This window comes from Candidatus Dormiibacterota bacterium (genome assembly GCA_035544955.1).
GTDB lineage: Bacteria > Chloroflexota > Dormibacteria > CF-121 > CF-121 > CF-13.
Window position 1 is genome coordinate 100,833 of sequence record DASZZN010000012.1, and the last position, 26,612, is coordinate 127,444.

Annotated in this window: 27 protein-coding genes and 1 pseudogene; 16 read left to right on the forward strand and 12 right to left on the reverse strand. The window is 65.8% G+C overall.

The window, feature by feature from the left end; all coding sequences use genetic code 11:
* Window positions 1-1,036 precede the first annotated feature (1,036 nt).
* The 7 genes and pseudogenes from VHK65_04515 to VHK65_04545 all read left to right on the forward strand — a co-directional run bounded on the left by VHK65_04515 (window position 1,037) and on the right by VHK65_04545 (window position 7,831).
* Entirely contained in the window at window positions 1,037-1,513 is a 477-nt protein-coding gene (locus VHK65_04515) for a hypothetical protein (GenBank protein ID HVS05412.1), read from the forward strand.
* 332 nt (window positions 1,514-1,845) lie between these two features.
* Window positions 1,846-2,259, forward strand: a complete 414-nt coding sequence (locus VHK65_04520; GenBank protein HVS05413.1) for a VOC family protein — start codon at window positions 1,846-1,848, stop codon at window positions 2,257-2,259.
* An 8-nt stretch (window positions 2,260-2,267) separates the two neighbouring features.
* Window positions 2,268-3,107, forward strand: a pseudogene (locus tag VHK65_04525) (alpha/beta hydrolase).
* Window positions 3,108-3,269: 162 nt separating this feature from the next.
* Window positions 3,270-5,396 (forward strand): polyphosphate kinase 1, encoded by a 2,127-nt coding sequence (ppk1, locus tag VHK65_04530; protein ID HVS05414.1) that lies wholly within the window; start codon window positions 3,270-3,272, stop codon window positions 5,394-5,396.
* A complete protein-coding gene (locus VHK65_04535; protein ID HVS05415.1) occupies window positions 5,389-6,867 on the forward strand; it encodes a CYTH and CHAD domain-containing protein in 1,479 nt (492 codons plus the stop codon). Before ppk1 ends, VHK65_04535 begins: the two co-directional genes overlap by 8 nt.
* Window positions 6,868-6,923: 56 nt before the next feature.
* Window positions 6,924-7,358, forward strand: a complete 435-nt coding sequence (locus VHK65_04540) for an NUDIX hydrolase (GenBank protein ID HVS05416.1) — start codon at window positions 6,924-6,926, stop codon at window positions 7,356-7,358.
* An 11-nt stretch (window positions 7,359-7,369) separates the two neighbouring features.
* Window positions 7,370-7,831: a phosphoglycerate mutase family protein gene (locus VHK65_04545; protein ID HVS05417.1), complete on the forward strand. Its 462-nt coding sequence runs from the start codon at window positions 7,370-7,372 to the stop codon at window positions 7,829-7,831.
* A gap of 10 nt (window positions 7,832-7,841) precedes the next feature.
* Here VHK65_04545 and VHK65_04550 read toward each other — a convergent pair whose 3' ends face one another.
* Together VHK65_04550 and VHK65_04555 are read right to left on the reverse strand one after the other, a co-directional pair.
* Window positions 7,842-8,849 (reverse strand): inorganic phosphate transporter, encoded by a 1,008-nt coding sequence (locus VHK65_04550; GenBank protein ID HVS05418.1) that lies wholly within the window; start codon window positions 8,847-8,849, stop codon window positions 7,842-7,844.
* Window positions 8,842-9,450 (reverse strand): DUF47 family protein, encoded by a 609-nt coding sequence (locus tag VHK65_04555; GenBank protein ID HVS05419.1) that lies wholly within the window; start codon window positions 9,448-9,450, stop codon window positions 8,842-8,844. Before VHK65_04555 ends, VHK65_04550 begins: the two co-directional genes overlap by 8 nt.
* 307 nt (window positions 9,451-9,757) lie before the next feature.
* Here VHK65_04555 and VHK65_04560 point away from each other — a divergent pair, with 307 nt between their 5' ends.
* The 8 genes from VHK65_04560 to VHK65_04595 all read left to right on the forward strand — a co-directional run bounded on the left by VHK65_04560 (window position 9,758) and on the right by VHK65_04595 (window position 16,667).
* Entirely contained in the window at window positions 9,758-10,759 is a 1,002-nt protein-coding gene (locus tag VHK65_04560) for an ATP-binding protein (protein HVS05420.1), read from the forward strand.
* A 95-nt stretch (window positions 10,760-10,854) separates the two neighbouring features.
* Window positions 10,855-11,964, forward strand: coding sequence for a phosphate ABC transporter substrate-binding protein PstS (gene pstS, locus VHK65_04565; protein ID HVS05421.1), 1,110 nt, complete (start codon window positions 10,855-10,857; stop codon window positions 11,962-11,964).
* A 7-nt stretch (window positions 11,965-11,971) separates the two neighbouring features.
* On the forward strand, window positions 11,972-12,955 hold the full coding sequence (gene pstC / locus VHK65_04570) for a phosphate ABC transporter permease subunit PstC (protein HVS05422.1): 984 nt from the start codon (window positions 11,972-11,974) through the stop codon (window positions 12,953-12,955).
* Complete coding sequence (gene pstA, locus VHK65_04575) at window positions 12,952-13,791, forward strand: phosphate ABC transporter permease PstA (GenBank protein ID HVS05423.1); 840 nt, start codon at window positions 12,952-12,954, stop codon at window positions 13,789-13,791. The genes pstC and pstA overlap by 4 nt, the downstream gene beginning before the upstream one ends.
* Window positions 13,792-13,807: 16 nt before the next feature.
* Window positions 13,808-14,635 (forward strand): phosphate ABC transporter ATP-binding protein PstB, encoded by an 828-nt coding sequence (gene pstB / locus VHK65_04580; protein HVS05424.1) that lies wholly within the window; start codon window positions 13,808-13,810, stop codon window positions 14,633-14,635.
* Window positions 14,636-14,646: 11 nt separating this feature from the next.
* The gene (phoU, locus tag VHK65_04585) at window positions 14,647-15,306 is read left to right on the forward strand and encodes a phosphate signaling complex protein PhoU (protein ID HVS05425.1); all 660 of its coding nucleotides are present in this window, start codon (window positions 14,647-14,649) and stop codon (window positions 15,304-15,306) included.
* Between the two features lie 2 nt (window positions 15,307-15,308).
* Complete coding sequence (locus tag VHK65_04590) at window positions 15,309-16,049, forward strand: response regulator transcription factor (protein ID HVS05426.1); 741 nt, start codon at window positions 15,309-15,311, stop codon at window positions 16,047-16,049.
* Window positions 16,050-16,139: 90 nt separating this feature from the next.
* Window positions 16,140-16,667 (forward strand): plastocyanin/azurin family copper-binding protein, encoded by a 528-nt coding sequence (locus VHK65_04595; GenBank protein ID HVS05427.1) that lies wholly within the window; start codon window positions 16,140-16,142, stop codon window positions 16,665-16,667.
* Between the two features lie 4 nt (window positions 16,668-16,671).
* Here the strand turns inward: VHK65_04595 and VHK65_04600 are convergent, their stop codons facing one another.
* Together VHK65_04600 and VHK65_04605 are read right to left on the reverse strand one after the other, a co-directional pair.
* The gene (locus tag VHK65_04600; protein ID HVS05428.1) at window positions 16,672-17,253 is read right to left on the reverse strand and encodes a TIGR00730 family Rossman fold protein; all 582 of its coding nucleotides are present in this window, start codon (window positions 17,251-17,253) and stop codon (window positions 16,672-16,674) included.
* Window positions 17,254-17,479: 226 nt separating this feature from the next.
* On the reverse strand, window positions 17,480-17,722 hold the full coding sequence (locus VHK65_04605) for a hypothetical protein (GenBank protein ID HVS05429.1): 243 nt from the start codon (window positions 17,720-17,722) through the stop codon (window positions 17,480-17,482).
* Window positions 17,723-17,788: 66 nt separating this feature from the next.
* On the opposite strand from VHK65_04605, the gene VHK65_04610 reads away from it, so the two are divergent.
* A complete protein-coding gene (locus VHK65_04610; protein HVS05430.1) occupies window positions 17,789-18,928 on the forward strand; it encodes a transposase in 1,140 nt (379 codons plus the stop codon).
* Here VHK65_04610 and VHK65_04615 read toward each other — a convergent pair.
* The 8 genes from VHK65_04615 to VHK65_04650 all read right to left on the reverse strand — a co-directional run bounded on the left by VHK65_04615 (window position 18,925) and on the right by VHK65_04650 (window position 26,587).
* Window positions 18,925-19,098, reverse strand: coding sequence for a hypothetical protein (locus tag VHK65_04615; protein HVS05431.1), 174 nt, complete (start codon window positions 19,096-19,098; stop codon window positions 18,925-18,927). The two genes, VHK65_04610 and VHK65_04615, sit on opposite strands and share 4 nt — an antisense overlap.
* 18 nt (window positions 19,099-19,116) lie before the next feature.
* Complete coding sequence (locus tag VHK65_04620; GenBank protein HVS05432.1) at window positions 19,117-19,614, reverse strand: hypothetical protein; 498 nt, start codon at window positions 19,612-19,614, stop codon at window positions 19,117-19,119.
* A gap of 19 nt (window positions 19,615-19,633) precedes the next feature.
* Entirely contained in the window at window positions 19,634-20,872 is a 1,239-nt protein-coding gene (locus tag VHK65_04625; GenBank protein ID HVS05433.1) for an ABC transporter permease, read from the reverse strand.
* Window positions 20,869-21,564 carry an ABC transporter ATP-binding protein gene (locus VHK65_04630; protein HVS05434.1) on the reverse strand — a complete coding sequence of 232 codons (696 nt, stop codon included), beginning with the start codon at window positions 21,562-21,564 and terminating at the stop codon, window positions 20,869-20,871. Before VHK65_04630 ends, VHK65_04625 begins: the two co-directional genes overlap by 4 nt.
* A complete protein-coding gene (locus VHK65_04635; GenBank protein HVS05435.1) occupies window positions 21,561-23,045 on the reverse strand; it encodes a biotin/lipoyl-binding protein in 1,485 nt (494 codons plus the stop codon). The genes VHK65_04630 and VHK65_04635 overlap by 4 nt, the downstream gene beginning before the upstream one ends.
* Before the next feature lie 43 nt (window positions 23,046-23,088).
* Window positions 23,089-24,330, reverse strand: a complete 1,242-nt coding sequence (locus VHK65_04640) for a trypsin-like peptidase domain-containing protein (GenBank protein ID HVS05436.1) — start codon at window positions 24,328-24,330, stop codon at window positions 23,089-23,091.
* A gap of 68 nt (window positions 24,331-24,398) precedes the next feature.
* On the reverse strand, window positions 24,399-25,910 hold the full coding sequence (locus VHK65_04645; GenBank protein HVS05437.1) for a HAMP domain-containing sensor histidine kinase: 1,512 nt from the start codon (window positions 25,908-25,910) through the stop codon (window positions 24,399-24,401).
* The gene (locus VHK65_04650) at window positions 25,907-26,587 is read right to left on the reverse strand and encodes a response regulator transcription factor (protein ID HVS05438.1); all 681 of its coding nucleotides are present in this window, start codon (window positions 26,585-26,587) and stop codon (window positions 25,907-25,909) included. Before VHK65_04650 ends, VHK65_04645 begins: the two co-directional genes overlap by 4 nt.
* Window positions 26,588-26,612 lie beyond the last annotated feature (25 nt).

The following is a 26,612-nucleotide window of genomic DNA, read 5'->3' on the forward strand; positions in this document are numbered from 1 at the left end:
CGGGTGGTGCGAGCAGCCAGCGGACGTCTATGCCGGCAGCGCGCTTCTTGACGATCGAACTGACGGCCGAGGGATTCTTTCTATTTCGATTTGCGGAAGACGGCGCATTCGCCGGTGACACGTGGCATCCAACAATCGAGGAGGCCAAAGATCAAGCAAATTGCCAGTACGGAAACGCACTCGGAGGATGGCTCGATATCCCGGATAACGAGTCCGATGCCCTCGGGTGGCTCAGGGCCCGAGAGTCCTGACGGACCAGATTGCTTTGAGCAGAATCAGCGCAGACGGGCGCGCTGTGAGGCCCGGAGACAGATAGTAGCCCGTGGAGGCCACTAATCGAACGCTAGGAGTAGGTGCCGGAACCGCCGCACGGATGCGTTCTTCGAGTATGGCGGACCCACGAAAAAGAAGGACGCAATGAAGCTATGGAAGGCGGGTGCGGCTGGGGCACTCCTACTGTGCGTCGTGGTCGGGAGCGCACTCGCTCTCACTAATCTAGGGAAAGGCCCTGGAACCCGGATCGAGCATCGGGGCAACACGATTGTCCTCCATGGACGAGGGACCGCTGCTGACCTTGGATACCTTCCGGCCGGCCGCTACCGTGTCACCGTAGAGGAAGGAGTGGGCGGCTGTGCAATCCGACTTCAACTCGCGGGGGCGGATGGAAAGGAATGGTTCAGGCTGGACTTTTACACCAACAACCGCGACTCTCCGACTGGGGTCACGGGCGAAATCCCAGGGCAGCAGTACAGCGTATATACGAACGTTTATTTCGGCGATGGCCTCACTTTCTCAACACCAGAGCCGGTAACCGATTGCGCGTGGACTTACGATTTCACACGGATTTAGGTGAGGCCAGCCCTTTCCTGGTGAAGGAGCCCTGGCAATGCCGCCAAATTAGGGTCATAGCCCGTGGCGGACACTAGTCGAACGGTTATGACTCGTTCCCTTGAGTGGATCGTGGTAAAGAATGGGGTACACCAGTTTGGACGAGCTACCGGCAAGCATACTGGCGGCTTGGCGTCATAGGATCGCGATGGCAGCATTAGCAGGGCCAGCAGACGAGGCAGCATCGGGAGCGGCCGGCCAGAACTCGGTTCTCCTTACGACGTCGTGCACTACCGGATGGGCCGACTGGGTGCACGGTGAGTTGTGGCTCTGCCCGGATGGCCTGCTTCGACTCAGCCTCGGATGGGCAGCGACAATCGACAAGAGCTTCGGCCCAGGCCAGGCGGCCGCATTCGACGGCGCAGCGCGACGGTCAAGCCCCCGAGACTTCGATATGACTGAAATCAACGACCTGCTGTCTCGCAAACGGACCAACCACTGGATTCCGTGGGCCCAGATTCGTGGGGCCTCCCTCCGCGGCGGCCTGATTACCGGCCGCTTGCGCTTGAAACTGGCCGACGGTCGCTCCGTGAAGCTCCTATGGATGCGTGAGCGTCACGTGTTTGAAATGCTTCGTGACCGGCTCCTCGAGCGACTCGGCCCGGCGGCTTTGCGAATCGGCTGACGCTGCCTTTCCCGGCAGCGCACCTTCCCACCAGATGACGGCTTTGAGGGTCATAGCCCGTAGCGGATTCGAACGTATTGCGGTCTCCATAGCGCTCGCCAGACTGGACACGACGGTGGGTACGCCTCACACGGTTCCTGAAGAGGGGGTGAGTAAGGGTACGCTGTTGAGAAGCCCACGATATCCAGTCGCTGGTTCCTGGGCGGGTTCGAGCCTCGTCTCCCGCTGATTCTCTTCAGCCGAAGGCAGGGGATCGTGGTCACCGACGCGGTGAGCCTCCCAACCCTTGCCAACGTCGGATGGTGATCTCAGCTAGATAAGGAGGAAAAAGAATGCCACCGCAAATCGAAACCGCCAAAAGCATCGAGATGAAGCTCGAGGTCGTACCCATCCCCGTCTCCGACATCGAGAACGCCAAGGCCTTCTACACCGAGAAGGTCGGCTTCCACCTCGACCACGACGTTCGCCCGACAGAGGGCATGCGCGTCGTGCAGATGACACCCCCCGGCTCCGCATGTTCGGTTGTGATCGGCGAGGGCCTGCCGCTCGGCAAACCCGGTTCGGTCAAAGGCGTCCAGCTGGTCGTCCAGGACATCGATGCTGCGCGCGAGGCGCTCGCCGGGCGTGGCGTCCCGGTCGGCGCGGTGCAGCAGCTGGGACCCGAAGGGTCTCCGGGTTCCCGCTACGTCTTCTTTGAGGACCCTGACGGCAACATGTGGGCGGTGCAGGAGTTCAGGCGCTCCTGATAACCGCGGTGAACCAGCGCGATCTCGAGCTGAGCGACGGTCGCCGGCTGCATATTTACGACACGCGCGCGGATGATGCGGACGCCAGCCTCACCATCTTCTGGCACCACGGCACGCCGAACCTTGGCGAGCCGCCCGAGCCGCTGCTGCCTGCCGCCGACCAGCGTGGCATCCGCTGGGTGTCCTATGACCGGCCGGGGTACGGCGGATCCACGCCCCACCCAGGGCGCGATGTGGCATCGGCGGCCGCCGACGTCTCCGCTATCGCCGATGCCTTGGACCTCGGGCGATTCGCGGTCTTGGGGCATTCCGGTGGCGGCGGACATGCCCTGGCATGCGGCGCGCTCCTGTCAGAGCGCCTCATCGGTGCGGTGTCCGTCTCCGGACTAGCGCCATACGGCGTGCAGGGACTGGATTGGTTCGCCGGCATGGCGCCCGCCGGTGCCGCGGAGCTGCGCGCGGCCGCAGCCGGACGCGCCGCGCTCATGAACTACCTGACATCCAGCGAGTTCGATCCGGAACTCTTCACCCCGGCGGATCACGCCGCTTTGAAGGGCGCCTGGCACTGGCTGGGCGTCATCAGTGGGCGCGCCCTATAGGGCGGCCTGGGCGGTATGGTAGACGACGACCTGGCGTATGTCGCCCCGTGGGGCTTTGACCCCGCGCAAGGCAGCGTGCCCGTGCTGATCGTGCAGGGGGGTCAGGATCGGATCGCGCCCAGTTCGCACGGCAAATGGCTCGCGGGTCGCATTCCCTCGGCAGAACTCTGGCTGCGGCCGGAGGACGGACACATCTCCGTCCTCAGGTCCGGTGAGGCGGCCATGGACTGGCTCCTGGAGCGCGCATAGGAGGTTGTCCGCAAGTCTGTCTGCGCCGCAAGCCGCCCCTTAACCGGGCCTATCTATACTGATCGAGTGGGGGAAACGCCACTCCAATCCGTAGCGTTCTCGGCTGCCCAGGCTGCGCCAGTATCACTGTCCGGCCAATTTTCGGCTGTTTCAACGCCCCCGGTGCAGGATCCGGCCATCATCCAGGACCCGCCCGTGCAGGCAGCCACGGCGCCGAGTCCCACCCAGTCGCATTACATCAACCGCGAGCTATCTCAGCTCGACTTCGACGAGCGGGTGCTCGCCATCGCGGAGGACGGGTCACTCCCCCTGCTCGAGCGGGTGCGCTTCCTCGCGATCCTCGGTGAGAACGTCGACCAGTTCTTCCAGGTCCGGGTCGCCGGCCTGAAGGAGCAGGTACATGCCGCCCTGCCGCAGACCTCTCCGGACGGCATGACCACCGGCGAGCAGCTGCGCGCGATCCACCAGCGAGCAAGCAGTCTGCTGGAGCGCAGCACCAATCTCTTCACCCACAGGGTAGCGCCAGCCCTCGAGCAGCACGGCGTTTCGATCGCCACGGTGGCGCAGCTCGAGGAGGCCGATCGCGATTTCCTCGCCGCCGAATTTCGCGCCCGCATCTTCCCGGTGCTGACGCCGCTGGCGGTCGATCCGGCGCATCCCTTCCCCTACATCTCGCACCTCTCGCTCAACCTGGCGGTGATGGTCCGCGACCCGGTGCGCCACCAGATGCGCTTCGCCCGCGTCAAGGTCCCGCCGCTGCTGCCTCGGTTCATCCCCCTGCCCGATGGGGCGCGTTTTGTTCCGCTCGAGCAGGTCATCGCCGCGCACCTGGAGGTGCTCTTCCTAGGAATGGAGATCGTGAGCCAGCATCCGTTCCGAGTGACGCGGGACGCGGACCTCGACCTCGTCGACGAAGAGGCCGCCGACTTGCTGGCGGCGATCCAGAGCGAGTTACGCCGCGTGCAGCGCCGGGCGCAGGTGGTACGACTCGAGGTGGATGCGGCGATGTCTGGCGAGGTGCTTGATCTGCTCGTCCGCGAGCTCGAGCTGGAGCCCACCGATGTCTACCGTGTCGACGGTCTGCTTGACCTGAGCAGCCTCTGGGCGATTTACGGCCTGGACCGTCCGGACCTCAAGGACGAGCCATGGACACCGGTCACGCAGCGGCGTCTGCAGGGCCAGGGCGTGGAGCAGGCTGACATCTTCGAGGCCCTGAGGGATGGTGACATCCTCGTCCACCATCCCTATGACTCGTTTGCGACCTCGGCGGAGGCCTTCATCGACCAGGCGGCCAAGGATCCGGATGTCCTGGCGATCAAGCAAACGCTCTACCGGACCTCGGGTCCGGTGAGCCCCATCGTCCGCGCGCTGATCCGGGCGGCGGAGAGCGGCAAGCAAGTCGTGGCGCTGGTCGAGCTCAAGGCGCGCGGCGACGAACAGGCCAACATCGCCTGGGCCCAGGCACTGGAGCAGGTTGGCGTTCACGTCGTGTACGGGGTTGTCGGGCTCAAGACCCACGCCAAAGTCGCGCTGGTCGTCCGCCGTGAGGGAGACCAGATCCGGCGTTACGTGCACGTCGGCACCGGTAACTACAACCCGAAGACCGCGCAGATCTACGAAGACGTGGGCCTGCTGTCCGCGGATCCTGAGCTGGGGGCGGATGTCTCGGAGCTCTTCAACTTCCTGACCGGCTATAGCCGGCAACGCCGCTTTGGACGGCTGTTGGTCGCACCGGTCGGATTGCGCTCCAACATCATTCGTCTCATTCGTCGTGAAGGGGCGCGGCCCGGCGGCGGCCGCATCGTTCTCAAGGTCAACAGCCTGGTCGATCCGGAGATCGTCGAAGCGCTCTATGCCGCATCACAGTCCGGCACCGAGATCGACCTGATCGTCCGCGGTCTCTGCAGCCTGCGACCCGGTGTGCCCGGCCTTTCCGACCGGATCCGCGTCCGCTCGCTGGTCGGGCGGTTCCTCGAACACTCGCGGATCTTTCGATTCGGTCCCGATGGGGACGCGGCCGAGTTCTATCTCGGTTCGTCGGACCTGATGCCGCGGAACCTCGATCGGCGGGTGGAGGCGATGGTGCCCGTCCTCGACCCGGCGTTGCAGGAGCGGCTCGCCCAGATCCTCGACGTCGAGCTCGAGGACGATGTGCTCGCCTGGGACCTGCACGCCGACGGTTCTTGGTCGAGGCATCCGACTGATAAGGGCGTCAACGCCCAGCAAGTCTTCGAGCAGCTGGCCGAAGCCCGCGCGGCGTCGACCAACGGATCCGCGCCGGATGCTTGAGCGCGAGGTCAAGCTCGCCGTCCCTCCGGCCTTTGCCCTTCCGGACCTCGAGGACCTCGCCGCAGCCGTAGAGACAAGTCCGGTCGATGAGCGACGCCTGGAAACCGTGTACTACGACACGCCGGACCTCCGGCTTGCTCGATGGGGCGCAAATCTGCGGATCCGGCAGGGTGAGGGCTGGACGCTGAAGCTGCCCTCGACCAGTGAGGGGCCCGCCCTTACCCGCCGGGAGCTCGAGTTCCCCGGCGATGCCAGCCAGCCCCCTGACGCCGCCGTCGCGCTCGTCATCGGTTATGTACGGCGCGCGACCCTCGTGCCCGTGGCCAGCCTCTCCACGTTGCGGCGTCGCGTGCAGCTCAAGAATCGCGAGGGGACATTGCTGGCCGAGGTCGTCGATGACGACGTCTCGGTGATCCAGGGCCTGCGCGTGCAGAGTCGCTTCCGTGAGGTGGAGGTCGAGCTGAAGGACCAGTCGGCCGACCGACTGCTCGACCCCATCCTTGCGCGCCTGCGTGGCGCCGGCGCGGCCGACGACGACCAGGCCTCCAAATTGGTGCGGGCGCTTGGGGCGCGTGCGACCGCCGTCCCGGAAGTGGACCCGCTGGCGCTGACGTCGGCGTCGACCGCGGGCGAACTGGTGCGCCACGCAATTGCGGTATCGGTCGCGAGCCTGATGCGCCATGACCCGGGCGTGCGGCTGGGCGATGATACAGAGGACGTGCACCGCGCCCGTGTCGCCACCCGGCGGTTGCGCTCGCAACTTCGCACCTTTCGCACCCTGCTGGACACCGAATGGGCCAACGCCCTGCGCGAAGACCTTCGCTGGCTTGGCGGCGGCCTCGGCAGCGTGCGCGACCGGCAGGTCATGGCCCAACGCGTTCGGTCCCGAACCGTCGTGCTTGCCGAGGATGATGCCGCAACCGTGGCCGACCTCGCGGCCGAGCTTCAGGCGGAGAGCGAGGAGGCACGCGCCCGGTTGGTTCTCGACATGCGGTCGGACCGCTACATCGACTTGATGGAGCGGCTCGTCGAAGCATCCCGCGCACCGGCCCTGACTCCGGAGGCGCAGCAACGTGCCGCGGTCGTGATCCCGGCGTTGGCGCGGCGCGATTGGAAGCAGTTGCGCAAAGGCGTCACCGGACTTGCCGACCAACCCGATGATCCGGAATTACATCGCATTCGAATCCTGGCGAAGCGTGTGCGCTATGCCGCAGAGGCTGCCGAGCCCATCGCTGGAAAAATCGCCGCGCGGAGCGCCGAAGCCGCGGCGGCGCTGCAGGACGTCCTCGGCGACCACCAGGACAGCGTAACCGCGCAGCAATGGTTGCGCGAGACCGGCAAGGGTCCGCGCGCCTTTGTGGCGGGTGAGCTCACGGCACTGGAGCGCGAGACGGCGGCACATGACCGCGCCGCGTGGCACAATGTTTGGAAAAAACTTGACCGCAAGCGGCTCAGAAGGTGGATGATATAGGCAGAGCCGCGTCGACCAAGCCATCGTCGCAGCAACACATTGCACAAGGGGTGTCCATGGCGGCAAAGATCTTGAGCGTCGATGAGGCCAAGCTGGTCAGGGCCGCGGGAGGCGTGATTCGCCGGAACGGGTCACGGGGCGCGATGCGGGTCGCCATCGTGCATCGTCCCGGTTACGACGACTGGTCGTTCCCCAAGGGGAAGGTAGACCGAGGCGAGACCCTGGAGGAGACTGCGCTTCGCGAAGTCGAGGAAGAAACCGGTCTTCGTTGCAAGCTAGTGGCACCGCTCGGCTGCACCGCCTACGCCGACCACAAGGGTCGGGACAAAGTCGCGTGCTATTGGCTGATGGACGTGGTCGGCGGCCGCTTCCGTACCGGAACCGAGGTCGATGAAGTTCGGTGGGTCACGGTGGATGAGGCCGTCGACCTGCTCAGCTATCGTCGCGACCGCGCCCTGTTGCGCGCCCTCGACCTCGAAGCGACCGCATAGCGCCAACCCTGATGGGCGCTGCATACGTGGTTCGCCACGCGAAGGCGGGCGACCGTGGGGAATGGAGCGGCGACGACCGGATGCGGCCCCTGACCAAGTCAGGCCAGCGCCAAGCGGAAGGCCTCGCCAACCTGCTCGACCGCGAGCCGATCGACAAGATCCTTTCAAGTGGCTACCTCCGGTGCGTGCAAACGGTCGAGCCTCTAGGCGCCAGGCGCCGGCTGCCGGTTGAGCCGGTCAAGGAGTTGGAAGAGGGGGCAGGCGGCGGGAGCGTGCTGCGGCTGGTGCAGAAGTTCCGCGGGCGTAACATCGTGCTCTGCACCCACGGCGACGTCATGGAGGAACTCCTCGAGGGCCTCATCGCCCAGGGGCTTCTTCAGCGAGCTCGCGCGAATATGGAGAAGGGATCGACCTGGGTGCTCCAAGAGAAGGACGGCACGATCACCAGCGCGAAATACCTCGCTGCGCCGTGATCGCCACGGGCTATCCGCGCAGTCCGGCCGTGTTGAGGATCGCGTAGACCACCCAGGCGATCAGGCCAGCCGCCGGGATTGTCAGCACCCAGGCCAGCACGATGTTGGCCCCCACGCCCCATCGCAAGGCCGAAAGTCGCTGCGAGGCCCCCGCCCCCATGACAGAGCCCGTCACGACGTGTGTGGTTGACACGGGAAGGCCAAATTGGGTTGCGAACTGGATCACGGCAGCCCCGGTCAGCTGCGCGGCAAAGCCGGTCGCGGGATCGAGCTTGTAGATGCGCCAGCCGAGGGTTCTAATGATCCGCCATCCACCAGCGTAGGTTCCGAACGCGATCGCCGATGCAGACAGGAGAACGACCCAGAGGGGAACTTGGAATTTCTGCAGGTGACCGCTCGCGACCAATGCGAGCGTGATGACGGCCATTGTTTTCTGGGCATCATTGGCCCCGTGCGAATAGGAAACCAGTGCGGCGGTGAGTATCTGAAGGTTGCGAAACGTGCGGTTCACGGGGACCGGTCGGGCCCCACGTAGCAGCACGAGCAATAGCGTCATGAAGATCGCGGCCAGGATAAAGCCGGCTGGCGGCGAGATCACCAGCGAGAGCACGGTCTTCCAGAACTCCGATGCCCGAACTCCGCCAACACCGTGCACGGCGGCAATCGCAGCTCCGCTCAGCGCTCCCACCAGTGCGTGGGTCGAACTGCTCGGGAGTCCCAGGTACCAGGTGATGAGGTTCCAGACGATCGCACCGACCAGGGCGGCGATGATCACGACCAGGCCAGCCTTGAACGCGACGATCTTGGCGATCGTGTTGGACACCTTGGCCTGGAAAAAGACGACGGTGATCACGGCGCCGACCAGGTTGAGGACCGCCGAGATCAGTACCGCCAACCTGGGCGACACCGCGCGCGTCGATACGGACGTGGCGATTGCGTTGGCCGTGTCGTGAAAGCCGTTCGTGAAGTCGAAGCCGAGGGCTATGAGGATCGTGACGACCAGCAGGAAATCAGGCATTCTTGATCGAGGTCGCTTCCAGGACGTTGGCCACGTGTTCGCACTGGTCCATCGTCGTCTCGAGTAGGTCGTAGAGATCCTTCCACTTGACGAGGTCGGTCGGGCTGGCGCCATCCGTGAAGAGTTCGGCCAGCGCCTCCCGCGTGACCCGGTCCCCCTGGTTTTCCAGGCTGTGAATCGCGAGTCGGCGGGGGGCTAGGTTCTTGAACCCCTCGAGGTTGGCCACGGCCTCCTGCAGTTCCTTACCGGCCTTGGCCAGCAGCTCCCCCATGCGGCGGGCAAAGGGGGTGATCTCCTTCACCCGGTAGAGGTCGATCTTGTCGGAGACCTCTTCCGCAAGGTCGACGACCTCGTCCAGCGATGACGCGAGCGAGTAGATGTCTTCGCGTTCGAATGGCGTCACGAACGTCTGGTTGATCAGGTTATAGATCTCATGGGTCACGTCATCGCACTCGTGTTCGAGTTCGCGGAGGCGCGGGTGCCGCGTCTGGCCCTCCAGCAAGCCATTGCGTAGTTGTTCAAGGGATTCGTTGACGAGCTCTCCCTGCTTCTTGAACAAGGCGTAGAACCTTCGCTCCTGGGGTACCAGGCTCAATCTCATGACCGCACCTCCGCTACAGTGGACGTCCCCTCACAACCTTAAAGGACGGAGCCAGGACCCCCCGATCGTTAACCTTCCGCCTGCCGAACGTTTACCCTTGCGGCGCACGCTGCGGAAACCGACTACGCATGCTTACCGCCGCTCCCAGGCTCTCCCCCTGCCGGAGCGGCTTTCATTGTTAGCCTGGTTCGATCGTCTGCTAGATTCGGCCGGGATGGCCCGGTTCTGGCGACGGCGACCCACAAACGGCGTTCGCGACCTAAAGCCTTCCCCGCTGACGCCCACCAATGCCGCCCAGGTGCGCCCAATGCCAGCCGGGATCGTCGATCACCTTGAGGACGCCGTCCTGCTCGTGAACGGAACTCAGGTCCGCTGGCTCAATCCGGCGGCGCGGATGATGTTCGCCGCCCACGAGCACCCGGTCGGCCGTCCGTTGGTGGAGGTTGTCCGCGACCATCGCATCGACGCGCTGGCACTACGTGCCCGCGAGTCGGGGCTCGAAGTCGCAGTCGAGGTGGAGCTGCCGGCGTCGGCCCGGATATTACAGGTCCGTGCGGTGCCCCTTCAGGACGGTGACATCGTTCTCCTCGCGCGGGACATAACCCGGCTCCGATACCTGGAGACGGTTCGGCAGCAGTTCGTAGCGAATCTCTCCCACGAGATGAGGACGCCGCTGGCCGGCCTCGACCTCGCGGCCCAGACGCTCTCCGCCCAGCTTCCGGCCGAGGGAGACGCACGGCTCTTCATCGACCGCATCAGCCAGGAGGCGCAGCGGCTCGCCGACATTCTTTTCAACCTGAATCAGCTCGCCGCGCTCGACGCCGAGGAGATCTCCGTCGAACGCGCCCCGTTCTCGGTGGATGACCTGGTCCGGTCGCTCGTCGATCGCTACCAAGCCAGGGCGTTGGCCGGCGAGCTGATTCTGCGTGGTGAGACCACGACCGATGGCTTCACGGCGTTCGGCGACCGGGCGAAGACCGATCAGGCGCTGCAAAACATCGTCGACAATGCTCTGAAGTTCACCCGCGCAGGAGAGGTCGTTGTAACGGCCGGCGTAGACCGCGATCGGGTGGAGATCGCCGTGGGCGACACCGGCCCCGGGATACCTGCCCGTGACCTTGCCCGCATCTTCGAGCGCTTCTACAAAGTCGACCGCTCAAGAGGCGGCCTGCCGGGCAGCGGCCTCGGACTCTCGATCGCCCGGCACCTGGTCGAATTGCAGGGAGGGACGATTGTGGCCGAGAGTACCCCGGGCGTTGGAACCGTCGTTCGGGTGCGCCTGCCGCGCGCGCCGTTAACCTCGCCTTAACCGCCGACGCCCCTGCCCATAAAGAGCGAGGGCTAGCCTCATTGATGAGTCCACTAGGAACTTGTGACTTGCTCGTCAAGGAGGAAAGCACGAAGATGAGAGGCGCGACACTCGCTGCCCTGGCGGGCGCCGTTCTGTTGCTTGCCGCATGCGGAGGTTCGTTTAGCGGCAGCAATCCGTCTACCGGTGGCGCCGGCGTGCCGACGCCGCCCGCCGCCCAGTTGACCGGCGCCGGTGCCACATTTCCGCAGCCGTTCATTGATGCCGCGCGCTTTGCCTACAACAAGAAGTTCAGCCAGGTCACGGTCAACTACGGTGGGGGCGGTTCCGGCGCGGGCATCTCGCAGCTGACGAAGAAGGTTGTGGACTTCGGTGCCAGCGACGTTCCGCTGAAGGCGTCAGAGGCGGCGGCCATGGGCGGCAGCGATAAGGTCATCCAGATCGCCAGCACGCTCGGAACGGAGTCGCTCGCATACAATCTGGATGGTGTCGCGGACGGCCAGCTAAAGCTGACGCCGGACACCATTGCCGGGATCTTCCTGGGCAAGATCACGAAATGGAATGACCCGGTGCTCGTGGCCGACAACAGCGGCGTCAGTCTGCCGAACCAGGACATCCGCGTCGTCCACCGGTCCGACGGCAGCGGCACGACCTACATCTTCACGGACTACCTCTCGAATGTCAGCGCGGATTGGAAGGCCAAGACGGGCGGCCCCGGAAAATCCATCAGCTGGCCCGTCGGCGACGGCGCCCAGGGGAACGCGGGCGTCGCCACCAGGGTCACGCAGACGCCCGGCGCGATCGGCTACGTCGAACTCGCCTACGTTCTGCAGACCAAGATGAAGCAGGCGCTCCTGAAGAACCGGGACGGGAACTTCGTCATCCCGAGCGCCGCCGGCGCGACCTCCGCGGCCAAGGCATTCGCCGGTACGACGCCGAGCAATTTCTCCATCGTCAACGCGGCCGGCAAAGACAGCGCCCCGATAAGCGGCTACAGCTGGATCATCGTCTATAAAGATCAGGCGGACAAGACCAAGGGCACGGCCCTGGTGGACTTTCTCTACTGGCTGGTGACACCCGAGGGCCAGCAGTACGCCGTCAACCTTCACTACGCCGCCCTGCCCAGCGATATGGTGTCGTTCGATACCGCCGCGCTGAAGACCGTCACGTCCGGAGGAAGCGCCCTCCTCAGCGTTTCGTCGTAACGACCGAATGAGCATGGGGACCGCCGAGCGGGTCGCCCCACCACCGCTGGTAGGCACGAGCCGCCAGCGGCGGCTCATTTCCGGCGACCGCGTCTTCGAGGTGATTGCCTACGGCGCGGCTGCCCTCATCCTGCTCATCGCAGGCGTTTTCATCGTCGCCCTCTTGATCCCCGCGCTCCCCGCCATCACCAAATTCGGGCTCGGCTTCTTTGTCAGCCGAACCTGGGATCCGGTGCGAACCCAGTTCGGCGCCCTGCCCGCCATCTATGGGACCCTGGTCACCTCGGCGATCGCCTTGGTGATCGCGTTCCCGATTGGTTTGGGCGCCGCCCTTTTTCTGGCCGAGGACGCCCGTCTGCGCTTCCTCCGGGCTCCGCTCTCCTTCGCGATCGAACTGCTGGCGGGCATCCCCAGCGTCGTCATTGGCTTGTGGGCGTTCTTCATTCTGACGCCGTTGATGCGTGACAACGTGGATCCCTTTCTCAACCATACGCTCGGCTTTCTCCCGTTTTTCCAGGGCAATGCCAGCGGCTACGGGTTCCTCACGGCCGGTGTTGTGCTGGCCATCATGGTGCTCCCCATCATGATTGCGCTCTCCCGCGACGTGATCCGAGCCGTCCCCCGGGCGCTCAGGGAGGCCAGCCTGGCGCTCGGCGCGACCAACGCCGAGACGATCTGGGCGGTGATCCTGCCTTACGCCCGGGTCGGGATCACGGGCGCGGTCCTGCTCTCCCTGGGTCGTGCCCTCGGTGAAACCATCGCGGTCACCATGGTAATCGGCAACCGGCCCCAGATCAGTACCTCCCTGTTCGCCTCGGGGTACACCCTGCCGAGCGTGATTGCCAACGAATTCACCGAAGCGGTTGGCGATGTGTACCTCGGGTCACTGTTTTACCTCGGCGTGGTCCTGGTCCTGATCACGATCGCCGTCAACGTGGTGGCCCGATTGTTGGTCTGGCGGTTCACCGGGTCGGAGACCACCGCGCCATGAGTCATCCGCTGGTTCGGGCCCTGATCGATCGGCTTGTCGGTGGACTCGTCATGCTCTGCGTCAGCGTAGCCGCCATCCCGGTCTTGGTCCTGTTTCTTTTCGTCCTGATCAACGGCCTACCGGGATTGCTGACACCCGGCTTCTTCACCGATCCGCCCTACCCGCAGGGCGTTCGTGGTGGTGGGGTCGTCAACGCGATCATCGGCACGCTCGAGATCGTCGGCATAGGCTCGCTGCTGGCGGTTCCCGTCGGCGCCCTGATCGGCATCTTCCTCTCCGAGTACGGGCGCAACCAGGTCGGGAACACCGTCCGTTTTATCAGCGACGTCTTCACCGGGCTGCCGTCGATTGCCTTCGGCATCTTCGGCTACACGGTCGTGGTGCTGACCACCCATCACTTTTCGGCGTTGTCGGCGTCAATCGCGCTGGCGGTGCTCATGTTGCCGGTGATCCTACGGGCCACGGAAACCGCCCTCCTGCTGGTCCCTAATTCCCTCCGCGAGGCAGGCCTGGCTCTGGGCGCGCCCCGCTGGCGGGTGACCCTGGAGATCGTCGTGCCGGCGGCGCTAGGTGGCATCGTCACCGGAGCCCTACTGGCAATGGCGCGCGCCGCCGGAGAGACCGCGCCACTCCTCTTCACGGCGTTCGGCAACGACATCATCCAGACGAACCCCCTGCAGCCGATGGGCGCGCTGTCGCTCACCATCTTCAAGAATGCGCTCGTCCCATACCCCAACCTGCAGCAGCAGGCCTGGGGCTCCGCGCTGCTTCTCGTCGCCCTCGTCGCCGCCACCAACATCCTGGCCCGGATCTACGTCCGGCGGATTCAGCGCTAGGCCGGCCAGTGGGAGAATGATCACAACCGCAACTATGCAGACTGAGGTCGCGCCACCCCCCGTGAGGGACGTCGACGCCGAGACCAAGCTCGACGCCCGCCATGTCAACTTCTGGTACGGCGATTTCCAGGCGCTCCACGACGCGTCGTTGGCGGTCCAGGCGCGCAAGATCACGGCGCTGATCGGCCCCTCGGGTTGCGGCAAGACGACCTTCCTGCGCGTCTTCAACCGGATGCATGATCTGGTCCCAGGCACGCGGGCCAGCGGCGAGGTGCTGCTGGACGGCCACAACGTGCTCTCGCCGGATACCGACGTGATCAACCTCCGTCGCCAGGTGGGCATGCTCTTCCAGCGGGCGAACCCATTCCCGAAGTCGATCTACGACAACGTCGCCTACGGCCCTCACATCCTCGGCTGGTCGAAACAGCAGATCAACCAGATCGTCGAGGAGAGCCTGAAGGACACCGGCTTGTGGGACGAGGTCAAGGACCGGCTGCGCCGCTCGGCCCTCAACCTCTCGGGCGGCCAGCAGCAGCGGCTCTGCCTGGCGCGCGCCCTGGCGGTCAAGCCCGAGGTGATCCTGATGGACGAGCCGGCGTCGGCGCTGGATCCGATCGCCACACTTCGCATCGAAGAACTCATGCAAGAACTCAAGAAGCGGTATACGATCGTGATCGTGACGCACAACATGCAGCAGGCCTCTCGCGTGTCCGATTTCACGGCGTTCATGCTGATGAACCCGAAACGGGCGGGAGAGGTGATCGAGTTCGGACCCACGGACGATATCTTCAACCGCCCCAAGGACGGCCGCACCGAGGATTACATTACCGGCCGGTTCGGGTAAGGACCAGCATCGTGGCCACTACCCGGACCCTTTTCGATCACGAGCTTGCCGAGCTGAAGTCGGGCGTTGTCCGCATGGGCAGCATGGTCGAGCAGGCGATCGCCGAGTCGATGCGCGCCCTGGTCGATCGCAACAACGCGCTCGCCCGGGAGGTGATCGCCCGCGACCAGGAGGTCAACGAGCTCCATCGGCAACTGCGGGAGCGGGCCTTCATGATCATGGCCACCCAGCAGCCGGTGGCCCGCGACCTGCGCCTGATCGTCAGCTTTCAGCACATGGTGCTCGAGCTGGAGCGGATGGGTGATCATGCCGTCAGCATCGCACGGGCGGCGCTCCGCCTCAACGACATGCCGCAGCTCAAGCCCTACATCGACCTGCCGAAGATGGCCGAGATCACGGAATCGCAGGTCCACGACATCCTCGGCGCCGTGATCGAGGCCGACCAGGATCGGGCGCGCCGCATTGCCGAGCGCGACGACGAGGTCGACGCGCTCTATCACAAGATCTGGGACGAGCTCGTCGGGTTCATGGTCCAGGATCCGGCCAACGTGCAGCGCGCCGCTATCTTGCTCTTCCTCGCGAAGGACCTGGAGCGGATCGCCGACCGGGTGACCAACATCGCCGAAGACGTCGTCTTCCTGCACACGGGACGGATCGTGGAGCTCAGCTGAGCATGCCCAAGCGCATCCTTGTCGTCGAGGATGACGCGACCATCCGGGACACGCTGACCTTCAACCTCAAGAAAGAGGGATACGCGGTGACGGTCGCGCAGGACGGCGCGGACGGGGTGGCCAAGGCCCGCAGCTCGCGCCCGGACCTCATCCTGTTGGACCTGATGCTGCCCGAGCTGAACGGGCTCGAAGTGTGCCGCATCCTCCGCCAGGAGGGCAATGTTCCGATCATCATGCTGACCGCCAAGGAGAGCGAGGTCGACAAGGTGATCGGGTTGCAGCTGGGCGCCGACGACTACATCACGAAGCCGTTCTCGCTGCGCGAGCTGTTTGCCCGGATGACCGCGGTGCTTCGGCGGAGCGAGCAGCGCGACGTTCGTCCCGAGGTCGAGGAGGACCGGCTCGGCCGCCTGCGCATCGACCGGGCGGGACGGCGGGCAATGGTCGACGACAGCGAGCTGAAGCTGACGCCCAAGGAGTGGGAATTGCTCGCCTACCTGGTGCGCCGCCCGGGCCGGGTCTTTACGCGTGAAATCCTGCTCGAGCAGGTGTGGGGCTACAACTACCTGGGCGACCGCAAGACGGTCGACGTCCACATCCGCTGGCTGCGGGAGAAGCTAGGGCGTTTCGGGAAGCTGGGTTTCGAGATCGTCACGGTGCGCGGCGCGGGCTACCGGCTCGATCCCGTGCGCGAGCCCGCCGGCGAGCCGGAACGCGCGACAGGAGCCGGCAGCCCCGCCTGAACCACCCGGGAGGGAACCGAGCCGCGACCGGCGAGGTATGGAGAGTGCACAGACGGCTCCAGGCATGGCCGCCGTCAAAGGAGGCACCCCATGCGACGTCAAATGATCGTCCTCGCTTTACCGATCATCACGGGAGCGTTGCTGGTTGCTGGCGCCAGGCCCGCGCTCGCCGGCGGTGGCTGCCACGGGCCGGATACCCAGGGCGCCGGCACAGCCGTCGAGCTCACCGCCATGTGCTTCAGCCCGAGCATCCTGTACATCCAACCCGGCGACACGGTCACCTGGCGCAACCAGGACGGCATGACCCACGTCGTCGCCGGCTCGGCCGGCAGCTGGGGAAGTCCGACCAACCTCGCGGCCGGAGAGACGACAACCCATCAGTTCCCGACAGCGGGGATCTATGCGTACAGCTGCCCGCTCCACTACGGCATGAACGCCGTCGTGATCGTCGGCGACGGCAAGTCGCCGGTCCCGCTGGCACGCGTCCAGCCGGCGGCGGCGATCACCACCGCGCCATCTCACCCAGGGACCGATCCCTGGCCGCTGCTCGCGCTCGCGGCCGCGGTGCTCGGCGCCGGCCTCGGCTATCGGGCCGGACGACTGCGGCGAAGCCAGTAGTGGCTCAGGCTTCCGCGGGCGTGATCCACTTGGGCACGACGACCGGTGTGTAGGAGGCGAACTGGTCGAGGAGAACCTCGGGGTCGCTGGCCGTCATCACCAGCGCGCGGCTTTCCGGCCGAAGGAATCCCGCCGATACCGCGTCGTCGAAGAGCGTCAGCAGCGGATCGAAGTAGGCGTCCACGTCGAGCAATCCACAGGGCTTGCGGTGCAGCCCAAGCTGTGCCCAGGTGAGGACTTCGCAGAATTCGTCGAGCGTTCCGTAGCCACCCGGCAGGGCGATGAACCCGTCCGCCAGCTCGACCATGAGCGCCTTGCGTTCGTGCATTGAGCCCACCACGCGCAGGTCGGCGAGGCTGGCATCGGCGATCTCGCGGTCGACGAGCGCCTGCGGGATCACGCCGATGACCTCGCCACCGTGCTGCCGCATCGCATCGGCGAGCACGCCCATCAGTCCGACCCGCGCGCCGCCATAGACCAGACCGAATCCGCGGCGCGCGAGCGCTTCAGCCAACTCCACGGCAGCCTGGCGGAACGCCGGGCGGTTGCCCACGCTGGATCCGCAGAACACGCCGATGCGGGTCACCACGCTATTCTCGGAGCCCGCGCCCTACAACTGATGGATTTGGCCCCCCTTCGAGTGCCGGATGACGCCGAGCCGCGCCGGCGATATCCTCGTCCATGCAAAACGCTCGGGTTGACTCTCCGCCGACAGCTGCGCGGACGTTCCCGCGGGCAGTGTCGAATCCAAGCAGGGGAATCACCAGCCCGGAGCACCCACGTACGCCGGCGGTTGGTGATGGTCGTGGCGATTAGTCGAGGAAGCAAAGTCCCCCCTCCACAACCTCGCGCGCCGCCGTCACCACCGCCGGTGCGTTTTTTCCACCTAAGAGGCCCAGATCGCCGGGCCTGCTGTCATCCTGCAGAAGCAGGCCGCCCACCACGTGCGGCGGCACGGCGACAGGCAGGCGCCGGTTCCATAGGCTGTTGTTCATGGTTACATGCGCCACGATTCCCCCACCCCAGAGCCGAAAGACCTCTGCCGGACGCCCCATGATCCTTGCGAGCGATCCCCGTCGGGGCGCCCGTCCGATCATCGCCCAGTCGCGGGCGGAGCGGCGATGACAGCGGTACCATCGCGCGGCCTTTCCACACCGGGGCCGCTTACGGCCGTGCTCCGACCCCAGCGGCATCCCTCGTCACCGCCGACGCTTCGGTTGTTGACGCGAACCGATGGCGATGATTCGGCCCAGGCGGTGAGGCTCCAGCCATCGCGACGCCGGAGCGCGCTGATGCCGCTCCTGCCGGTGGCGTACCGGGGGAGCTACCTGCGCCGCCTTCTCGCGCCACGTCGCCCCGTTGAGCGGGCGTTGCTCTCCGTGATCCAGGAAGCCTATCTCTCGGGCAACAGCACCCGGACCGTGGACGTCCTCGCCGAGACCGTGGGCGTGCCCGGCAGCGACCCGGCGGTGGTCGAAACGCAGGCTCGGCAATGGGACCAGCGGGTCGAAGCATTCCGCCACCGGAGGCTGCACGAGCCGTTACCCTACCTGATGCTTGCCGTCACGCCGGCGCTCGTGCGCCGCGATGGGGAAGCCCAGGCGGTCCGTCTCGCGATCGCGGTCGCCACGGCAGAATCCGGCGCGCGCCACGTGGTTGGCCTCGCGGTTGCAGCCGCCGACGAGATGGCCGGCTTCTGGGGCTCGTTTCTCGGCGACCTGGGTGACCGCGGCTTACGCGGACTGCAGTTAGTGACGTCCGACCAGTCGGACGGGCTGCTACCAGCTCTGGCCGCGGCCTTCCCGGAGGCGCGCTGGCAACGCTGTCGGGAACATTTCCTCAGTGAGGCACTCCGCCTGGTTCCGCGCGCGACGCGTCCGGCGGTTGAGGCGAGCCTGCGTACGATCTTTGCCGAACCCGACGCCGAGACAGCGCTGCTCAGCCTGGACACGGTACGGACCCGTTTCGAGCCGGCCTACCCAGAGTTCGCCGCCGCGCTCCGCGGTCCGGTTGCTGCCCTGGTCGCCCACTATGAGGTGCCGGCAGCCCATCGTCGACTGGTCTCTTCCCTCAACGGGCTGGCTTCTGTCCAGCGCGAGCTCCGGCAATCGTGCGAGTTGGTCGGGATCTTCCCCAACCGGCGCGCGTTGCTCCGACTGACTGGCACGATTCTTCAGGAGGTCTCCGAGGAGTGGGCGGCGCGGCCGAACGTGATGCGGAGGCGGACCAGGAGTGGCTCGATCTGGGCGGCGGCCGCCTAGCCGCGGCCCGCGAAGGCGTCGTGGATGACGCTGCCGGCGAGCGCGATGCCGATGCCCGCGCCCACGCCGGCCACCAGGAAAGCCAGCCAGTCACCTGCGAGGTGCACGTGCAGGTACAACCCGCCCAGCAGCAGGACCAGCGCGAGCAGCAGCCAGGTCAGCCGATCCATCCCGCGCGTCAGCCCGCGTCAGCCACCGTTGGCCGCGCCGCCGCCGAACCCGCCAACCCCCGAGCCGGCTGGGACGATGTTGATGCTGTTGGCCTTGATGCTGCCGTCCGCCTGGCGCGTACCGGTCACGGTGATCGTCTCAGTCTCCTGAAGGTCGGAGGCCTGACCAACCACCGTCTTGCGCACGATCACGCTCGGGTCGAAAGTGACCTTGACGTCGGTGTTGCACCGGGTGTCATGGATCGTGAGGCTATTCGCCGTGAGGTTGGCGATCGTGCCGGTTGCACCTCGCCGAGCCGCCGCTCCGGAGGCGCTGGTGGCTGGGGTCGCTCCCGGGCTGGGGCAGGCAGCCGCCACCCCACGGCCGCCGCCGAAACCGCTGCCGCCGGTCCGCGTGCCAGTGGTGGCCGCGGCGGCGTTGGCCGGGGTGCCGCCACCCCCGACTTTGTAGCCGCCGTAGAAACCGCCGAGTAAGCCGACGATGACGACGAGCGCGGCGATCGGAAGCTTGATCATTGGATGACCTCCTGGGGATTCACTCGTAGCGCAAGGCTTCGATCGGACGCAGCCTTGCCGCTCGGTTTGCGGGATAGAGACCGAAGAAGAGACCGATACCGACGGAGATGCCGAACGCCATGAAGACCGACGGTGTGGAGATGACGGGTGTGGGCAGCGTCGAGACCGCCAGCGGTAGGACTCGTGCGAGGCCGAAGCCGATCAAGATCCCGAGTGCGCCGCCCAGGCCGGAGAGGAACATCGACTCGATCAGGAACTGCAACAGAATGTCCTGACGCCGTGCGCCGATCGCCTTTCGGATGCCGATCTCGCGCGTCCGCTCCGTGACGGTGACGAGCATGATGTTCATGATTCCGATGCCGCCGACGACGAGCGAGATGCCGGCGATGGCGCCCAGCATGAGGGTGAGCACGCCGGTCGTCTGCGAGGCGCTGTTGAGCACGTCCTGCTGGCTCAGAATTTGGAAGTCGGCGAGGGTCGGGTCCGAAATGTGATGCCGGTCCAGCAAGACCTGCGTGACCTCGGTGTTGGCCGCCGTCGTCGCCTGCGCGCTGGTCGCCTCGACGTAGATCTGCTGAACATTCTTGCCGCGCCCGCCCAGCAGGTAGCTCCACGCGGACGTGATCGGCACGACGACCACGTCGTCCTGGTTGTTGGAGCCGCCCGAAGAGCCTTTGGAGGCGAACACGCCGATGATGCGGAAGTTCTGACGGTTGATCTTCATCACCTGGCCGACCGGATCGGCGCCGCCGAAGAGATTGATCGCGACCGTTGGTCCGATGACCGCCACCTTGCTGGCGGCGTCAACCTCACCCGAGCTGAAGAACGTGCCGCTCGCCACCTCGTAGTTCCGCACGGAGGGGAAGTCCTGCGTCGTGCCGGTCAGGCTGCTGTTCCAGTTCTGATTGCCGTAGGTCAGCTGCGCCCGGCCGCCTGCGCTCGGGATCGCCGTCACCACGTCCGGCGATGTTTGCCGGTTCGCGATCGCCTTGACATCGTCCAGCGTCAGGCTCGACCCGGTGCCGAAGCCCTGCTGGACGCCTCCCGCGCCTCTCGCGTTCGACGGAAAGACGGTCAGCAAGTTGGAGCCGAGCGATTGGATTTGCTGTTGGACGGCGACCGAGGCGCCGTTGCCGACACCGACCAGCAGGATGACGGCCGACACGCCGATCAGGATGCCGAGCATCGTGAGCGCGGACCGCAGGCGGTTCGACAACAACCCATTCACCGCCAGCCGCAGGCCCTCGAGGATGCTCATCGCGCCATCTCCGTAACGACGGCCGGGCGTTCATCGCTGACGATCACGCCGTCGCGCAGCCGTACCACGCGCTGCGCAAACGCCGCGATGTCGGGCTCGTGCGTGATCAGCACGATGGTGCGGCCCTGCTGGTTCAGGTCGCGGAGCAACTTCATGATCTCCAGACTCGATTCGCTGTCGAGGTTCCCGGTCGGTTCGTCGGCAAGCAGGATCGCCGGGTCGGTGACGAGCGCGCGAGCGATGGCAACCCGCTGCTGCTGCCCTCCCGAGAGCTCGCTTGGCAGGTGGCCGGCGCGTTGCAGCAGCCCGACCGATTCGAGCGCCGCCATGGCCCGTTCGCGGCGCTGCTGGCTGTCGCCGGCGTAGATGAGCGGCATTTCGACGTTGTGCGCGGCGCTCGCCCGCGGAATCAGGTTGTAGGACTGGAAAACGAAGCCGATCTTTCGATTACGAATCCAGGCCAACTGATCGTCGGTCAAGGCCGAGACGTCGTAGCCATCGAGGATGTAGCGGCCGGAGGATGGCTGGTCGAGGCAGCCGATGACGTTCATCAGGGTGCTCTTGCCCGAACCCGACGGCCCCATGATGGCGATGAACTCGCCCTCCGGGATATGAAGGGAAACGCCCTTGAGAGCGGCGACCTCCACCTCGCCGGTCAGGTAGAGCTTCGTGATCCCCTCGAGGGTGATCACCCTCCGCCGCCCCGGACGCCTCCGCCGCCAAAGCCGCCGCCGCCTCGGATCAGGTTGCCGCCATTGCTGGTGGTCCCGGTCGTCGTGCGGATGGCTGGCAGCACCACGGTATCCCCCTCGTTGAGGCCGGCCTTGATCTCGGTGTAGGTGTCGCCGACGACGCCGGTGATGACCTCGGTCGCGACCTGCTGGCCTTTCGAGAGGACGGTGACCATCGTCGTTCCACCGGTGGTTCGCACAGCGGCATTGGGCACGCGCACGGCATTGTCGGCCTGGGCGACCGTGACCGACGCGTTCGCGGTCATGCCCTCGCGCAGCCGCGGATCGGTGCGGTTGAGGACGAAGCTGACGTAGTAGTCGACGACGTTCGAGACCACCGTCGCACTCGGGCTGATGGTCAGCACATGGCCCGAGATGGTCAGGTTGGGGATGGCGTCGAACGTGAAGGCGACAGTTTGATTGGCGGCCAGCCGGGCGGCATCGGTCTCAGCGAATGGCATCACGGCGACGAAACTGCTGTTGTCGTCGATGACCATGAAGCCGGATGACCCACCCGACGCCCCCGAGGACGGCTGCGGCGCGAGGGATCCAGGTGACTGCGCCGTCCCACCTCCCGCTGTTTCTCCTGGCACGCCGTTGATACTGATCACCACGCCCGAGGTCGGGGCTGTCAGGGTGGTCTGGTTCACGGCGACCTGGGCAGCCTGTACCTGCGCCTGGGCCGAGGCGACCTGCGCCTGGCCGGACGCCAGCGCATTGGGTTTGACCTGGGTCTGTACCGCCAGGTTGTCGCGCGCCGAGGTGATCTGCTGCGCCGCCGAGTTGATGCGGGACTGGCCGCTGATGGCGTCCATGTTTTGCTTGGTCTTGTCGCTGGCCAGCTGGACTTGCGCCTGGCTGCATTGCGCGCCGCTCGGGCACTCCGCGTTCACCTTGGCCTGGTCGCTGGCGACCGTGGCGGCGTCAGCCTGGTTGGTGGCGTTCACTGACGCCACGGTGTCGTTGTAGTTCTGCTGTGCGTTGGTGACTTGATGCTGGAGCTGTGCGACCTGGACATAGGTGAGCGGCGATTGCGTCGTCTGGAGATTGGCCTGGGCCGACGCGAGCGATGCCTGCGCCTGAGCCAGCAAGGCCTGCTGCGTCGTCGAGTCGATCCGCGCAAGCACCTGGCCGGTCGTCACTTTATCGCCGACCTTGACGTCGACTTCCGTCAAGATCCCGGTTTGTTTGAAGCTCACGTTCATCCGGCCGGCCGGCAGAAGCGAGCCGGTACCGCTGACGACAGACGTCACGGTGCCGCGGTCAGCGGTTGCGGTCCGGATCGTCGCGGCAGCCGGCTGCGCGAACACGGTGTCGCGGGCGATCAGGCCGACGAGGAGGACCGCGACCAGGCCGAGGCCGGCCAGCCAGGCGCGCGTGCCGGACAGCCAGAAGCCCCGCCGCAGCTGCGGCAGTGGCTTGAGCGTCGGCGCCTGCCGCATCAGACTGCCCCTGCCGACGTAGTCTGGATCATTTGGATGCCCCTTACGGAGTCGCTGACGGCTGCGCCTGGAAATTCCCCAGCGTGACTCCTACGGAAATATGTTGCCCATTGCGAGTCACCGAGAGGGTGACGTGATCGCCGACTTTCTTGGTATCGAGGTACTGGGTGAGTTGCTCGATCGTCGTGATCGGATGACCATCGATGGCGGTGATCACATCGTCATTGGCCGAGGGCTGCCCATCCGCCTGCAGCCCGGCCGCTGCGGAAGGCCCACCCGGCACGACCTGGATGACCAGTACACCTGACGTCTCGCTCAGACCAAGCTGACCGGCAGTGCTCGCCGTCAGCGTCTGACCGCTGATGCCCAGCCACGGATGCTGGATGGCCACGCCCTTTTCGAGCGATGGCAGGAGGCTCGAGGCCCGGTTGATCGGGATGGCGAAGCCGACGCCGACGTTGCCTTCCACCGGGCTCTGGATCGAATCGTTGATGCCGATCAACTGGCCCTTGCCGTCGAGCAGCGCGCCGCCAGAATTCCCTGGGTTGATCGGCGCATCGGTCTGGATCATGCCCGTGAGCGCCCGTCCGTTCGGCGCCGTGGTGCCGCGATTCAGTCCTGAGATGATGCCGGCCGTGAACGAACCCTGCAGGCCAAATGGCGCGCCGATTGCGAGGGCGGTGTCGCCGACCTGCAGCGTGTCCGAGTTGCCATTGGTCAGCGGATGGAGCTGATCCTGCGAGGTCGAGACCAGGACGACCGCCAGGTCGGCGCTCTGGTCGACCCCCTTCACCTGGCCACTGCTCGTCTGTCCATTGCTGAAGGTCACCCGAACCTGCGTTGCGCCGGCAACGACGTGAGCGTTGGTCAGAATGTCACCCTGCTTGTCGACCACGATGCCCGAGCCCTCCGCCTGAGAGAACGAGCGGGGACCCCCAGCGGAGATGGACGTCGTGATGGTGACGACGCCGTCCTTGGTTTGTTGGTAGATGGCGGCGAAGGAGCCGGGCGCTGGGGCCGGGGCCGCCACTCCGGCGGCGACCGTTCCGCCAGTGCTCACCGGGTTACTCGTGGGGGTGCGGTGGGCGGTGAGAATCGCGCCGATAGCCCCACCAGCGATGCTACCGACGACCAGCCCGGCGGCGAGCATGGCGGCTGCCATGCTGCGCGCCGGACGGTGGGGAAAGGAGGGAACGGGTTGAGCGGGCTCCACCGGCGCGACGGGCGTCGGCGGCTCGGGCGCGGCTGGGCCCTCGATAAACTCCGGCGCAAACGGATCCCGCATGTGCGAGACCCATGCTGCGCGCGAGCGATGAGCCGCCCGTGAAAGTCGCCTAAGAGTTTATTAAGACTTCAAGCCGCGCTCGGGAGCACGACCGTAAAGGCGGCGCCGCCTTGAGGGTTGTTGGACGCCGAGATGCGGCCGCCGTGCTCCTGCGCGATCCAGCGCGCGATCGCCAGCCCGAGCCCGGTTCCCTCGCCCACCCGCGAAGCGTCCGACTGGTAAAAGCGCTCGAAGACACGCTCCAGATCTTCCGTTGGGATACCCGCGCCGTCATCGAGCACCATGAGGCGTGCCGCGTGCTGGCCGTTATCCAACCGAAGCTGAATCCTTCCCGAGTCATGCGTGTGCTTGAAGGCGTTGTCAATCAGGATCCACAGCAGCTGTTTGATCGCGTCGGCGTTGCCCTGGATCGGCACCGGCACGCCGTCGAGCAGCTCGATGCGCCGTGCAGGCTGAAGCGTCTGGGCCTGCCTTGTGACTTCCTGGATGATGGGGAGGAGATCGATCTGCGCCTTGTCGAGGTGATAACCGGCATCGGCCCGGGCCAGGGTCAGCAGGTCCTGCACCATGCGGCTCATGCGCTCGCTCTCGCCGGCGATGTCGTTCAGGGCCGCGAGGCGGTCATCCGCGGTAATGTCCTCACGTTTCAGCAGCAGGCCGACATTTCCGCGGATGGTGGTCAAGGGCGTCCGCAGCTCATGCGATGCGTCCGCCACGAAGCGACGCTGGGCGACGAGTGCGGATTGGAGCCGGTGATAAGCATCGTCGAGCTGACGCAACATCTGGTTGAAGCTGCGCTGGAGCCGGCCGACTTCGTCGTCGGGCTCACTTTCGGGCAAGCGCCGGCTGAGGTCCTGGGTCCGCCCGATGTCCTCCGCGGTACTCGCCATCGCATCGAGGGGGCGCAGCGCGCGCCCGGCCAACCACCAGCTCGCGGCGCCGGCGGCGAGCAGGGTCAGCAATCCACCGCCAACCAGGAAGAGGCGTAGCCCGCTGAGCTCGCTCTCAATCCCAGATAGTGATTTCCCGACAACAAGGTACCCGGCCGCTCCCGTCTGAGACGCGAGCTGGCGGACATAGACCCGCGTCAACGGGCCGTTGTCGGCGCGGGCGTTGGTGATATTCCCGTGGTCGAACGGTGCTGACTGCAGCAGGCTGGCCGGCCAAACGGGATCCGCACCCTGGACCTTGCCGCGTGAGTAGACCTGTCCCGGGTCGGTAAGAATGATGTCCTCGAAGATTTCCGAGCTCGTCGCGATGTCGATCGTCAGCGAAAACGGGCTTGGCCGGAAGCCCCGCGGCGACTCCAATTGCCGAAAGACCTCATCGCCGCGACTCTTGAGGGCAGTGTCTTGCGCGGATACGAGGCTGCGCTCAACGAGCAAGTAGACGATTGAGCTGAAGGTCACCACCGCCAGCGCGACAACGCCCGCGCCGAAGAGCGCGATGCGCCCGCGAATGGGGATTTTCCGGCGGGCGCGAGTTCGCTCGTGGAGCCAGCTCATGAACCCGCCAGGCGCCTTTTCTCCGACGATCCAGCGTTCGGTGATCGGCGCGCGATCGCCGAGAGAGGGGTTCATTCCTCCTTCAATATGTACCCAACGCCACGAACGGTCTGCAGCAGACGTGGCCGGCTCCCCTGCTCGAGCTTCTGTCGGAGGTAGCCGACGTACACGTCGACCACGTTACTACTCGCCCCAAAATCGAAGCCCCAGACGGCATCGAGGAGCTGCTCCCGGCGCAGCACCTGCCCGGGATTGCGCATGAAGTGCTGCAGGAGGTCGAATTCCTTGGCCGTGGTCGAGATGAGCTGGTCCGCGCGGCGAACCTCGCGGGTCGCCATGTCCATGGTGACATCGGCGTACCGCAACGTCCGCCGCGCGCGCGGCGCGCGGCGCCGGAGCAGCGCCCGAACCCGCGCCAGCAACTCCTCGTAGGCGAAGGGCTTGACGAGGTAGTCATCCGCCCCACTGTCGAGTCCCTTGACCCTGTCGGCGGTCCCGTCCTTCGCGGTCAGCAAGAGGATAGGGACATCACCCTCTGCCCGAAGGCGACGCGTGACCTCGAGCCCGTCGATGCCAGGCATCATGATGTCCAAGATGGCGAGGTCGGGCATGCGTTCGCGGGCGCGGTTGAGAGCGATCTGGCCATCCGGAGCAACCTCCACCTGGTAGCCCTCGTAAATCAGGGCTCGGCGCAACGCCGCCGCAATCTTCGCGTCATCATCGACCACCAGGACATGCGGCTGCTCGGCCATGCCCGACCATCTAAGCAGGCTCACA

Excerpts from the sequence above, each read along its gene's own strand:
- VHK65_04555 (HVS05419.1), bottom strand. The coding sequence starts at position 9,450 with ATGAGATTGAGCCTGGTACCCCAGGAGCGAAGGTTCTACGCCTTGTTC.
- VHK65_04590 (HVS05426.1), top strand. The coding sequence starts at position 15,309 with ATGCCCAAGCGCATCCTTGTCGTCGAGGATGACGCGACCATCCGGGAC.
- VHK65_04640 (HVS05436.1), bottom strand. The coding sequence starts at position 24,330 with ATGCGGGATCCGTTTGCGCCGGAGTTTATCGAGGGCCCAGCCGCGCCC.
- VHK65_04515 (HVS05412.1), top strand. The coding sequence starts at position 1,037 with ATGGCAGCATTAGCAGGGCCAGCAGACGAGGCAGCATCGGGAGCGGCC.
- VHK65_04560 (HVS05420.1), top strand. The coding sequence starts at position 9,758 with ATGCCAGCCGGGATCGTCGATCACCTTGAGGACGCCGTCCTGCTCGTG.
- VHK65_04610 (HVS05430.1), top strand. The coding sequence starts at position 17,789 with ATGACAGCGGTACCATCGCGCGGCCTTTCCACACCGGGGCCGCTTACG.
- VHK65_04615 (HVS05431.1), bottom strand. The coding sequence starts at position 19,098 with ATGGATCGGCTGACCTGGCTGCTGCTCGCGCTGGTCCTGCTGCTGGGC.
- VHK65_04645 (HVS05437.1), bottom strand. The coding sequence starts at position 25,910 with ATGAACCCCTCTCTCGGCGATCGCGCGCCGATCACCGAACGCTGGATC.
- VHK65_04605 (HVS05429.1), bottom strand. The coding sequence starts at position 17,722 with ATGGGGCGTCCGGCAGAGGTCTTTCGGCTCTGGGGTGGGGGAATCGTG.
- VHK65_04635 (HVS05435.1), bottom strand. The coding sequence starts at position 23,045 with ATGCGGCAGGCGCCGACGCTCAAGCCACTGCCGCAGCTGCGGCGGGGC.
- VHK65_04545 (HVS05417.1), top strand. The coding sequence starts at position 7,370 with ATGGGCGCTGCATACGTGGTTCGCCACGCGAAGGCGGGCGACCGTGGG.
- pstA (HVS05423.1), top strand. The coding sequence starts at position 12,952 with ATGAGTCATCCGCTGGTTCGGGCCCTGATCGATCGGCTTGTCGGTGGA.
- VHK65_04620 (HVS05432.1), bottom strand. The coding sequence starts at position 19,614 with ATGATCAAGCTTCCGATCGCCGCGCTCGTCGTCATCGTCGGCTTACTC.
- VHK65_04520 (HVS05413.1), top strand. The coding sequence starts at position 1,846 with ATGCCACCGCAAATCGAAACCGCCAAAAGCATCGAGATGAAGCTCGAG.
- VHK65_04535 (HVS05415.1), top strand. The coding sequence starts at position 5,389 with ATGCTTGAGCGCGAGGTCAAGCTCGCCGTCCCTCCGGCCTTTGCCCTT.
- VHK65_04650 (HVS05438.1), bottom strand. The coding sequence starts at position 26,587 with ATGGCCGAGCAGCCGCATGTCCTGGTGGTCGATGATGACGCGAAGATT.
- VHK65_04550 (HVS05418.1), bottom strand. The coding sequence starts at position 8,849 with ATGCCTGATTTCCTGCTGGTCGTCACGATCCTCATAGCCCTCGGCTTC.
- pstB (HVS05424.1), top strand. The coding sequence starts at position 13,808 with ATGATCACAACCGCAACTATGCAGACTGAGGTCGCGCCACCCCCCGTG.
- VHK65_04625 (HVS05433.1), bottom strand. The coding sequence starts at position 20,872 with ATGAGCATCCTCGAGGGCCTGCGGCTGGCGGTGAATGGGTTGTTGTCG.
- VHK65_04595 (HVS05427.1), top strand. The coding sequence starts at position 16,140 with ATGCGACGTCAAATGATCGTCCTCGCTTTACCGATCATCACGGGAGCG.
- VHK65_04540 (HVS05416.1), top strand. The coding sequence starts at position 6,924 with ATGGCGGCAAAGATCTTGAGCGTCGATGAGGCCAAGCTGGTCAGGGCC.
- pstS (HVS05421.1), top strand. The coding sequence starts at position 10,855 with ATGAGAGGCGCGACACTCGCTGCCCTGGCGGGCGCCGTTCTGTTGCTT.
- pstC (HVS05422.1), top strand. The coding sequence starts at position 11,972 with ATGAGCATGGGGACCGCCGAGCGGGTCGCCCCACCACCGCTGGTAGGC.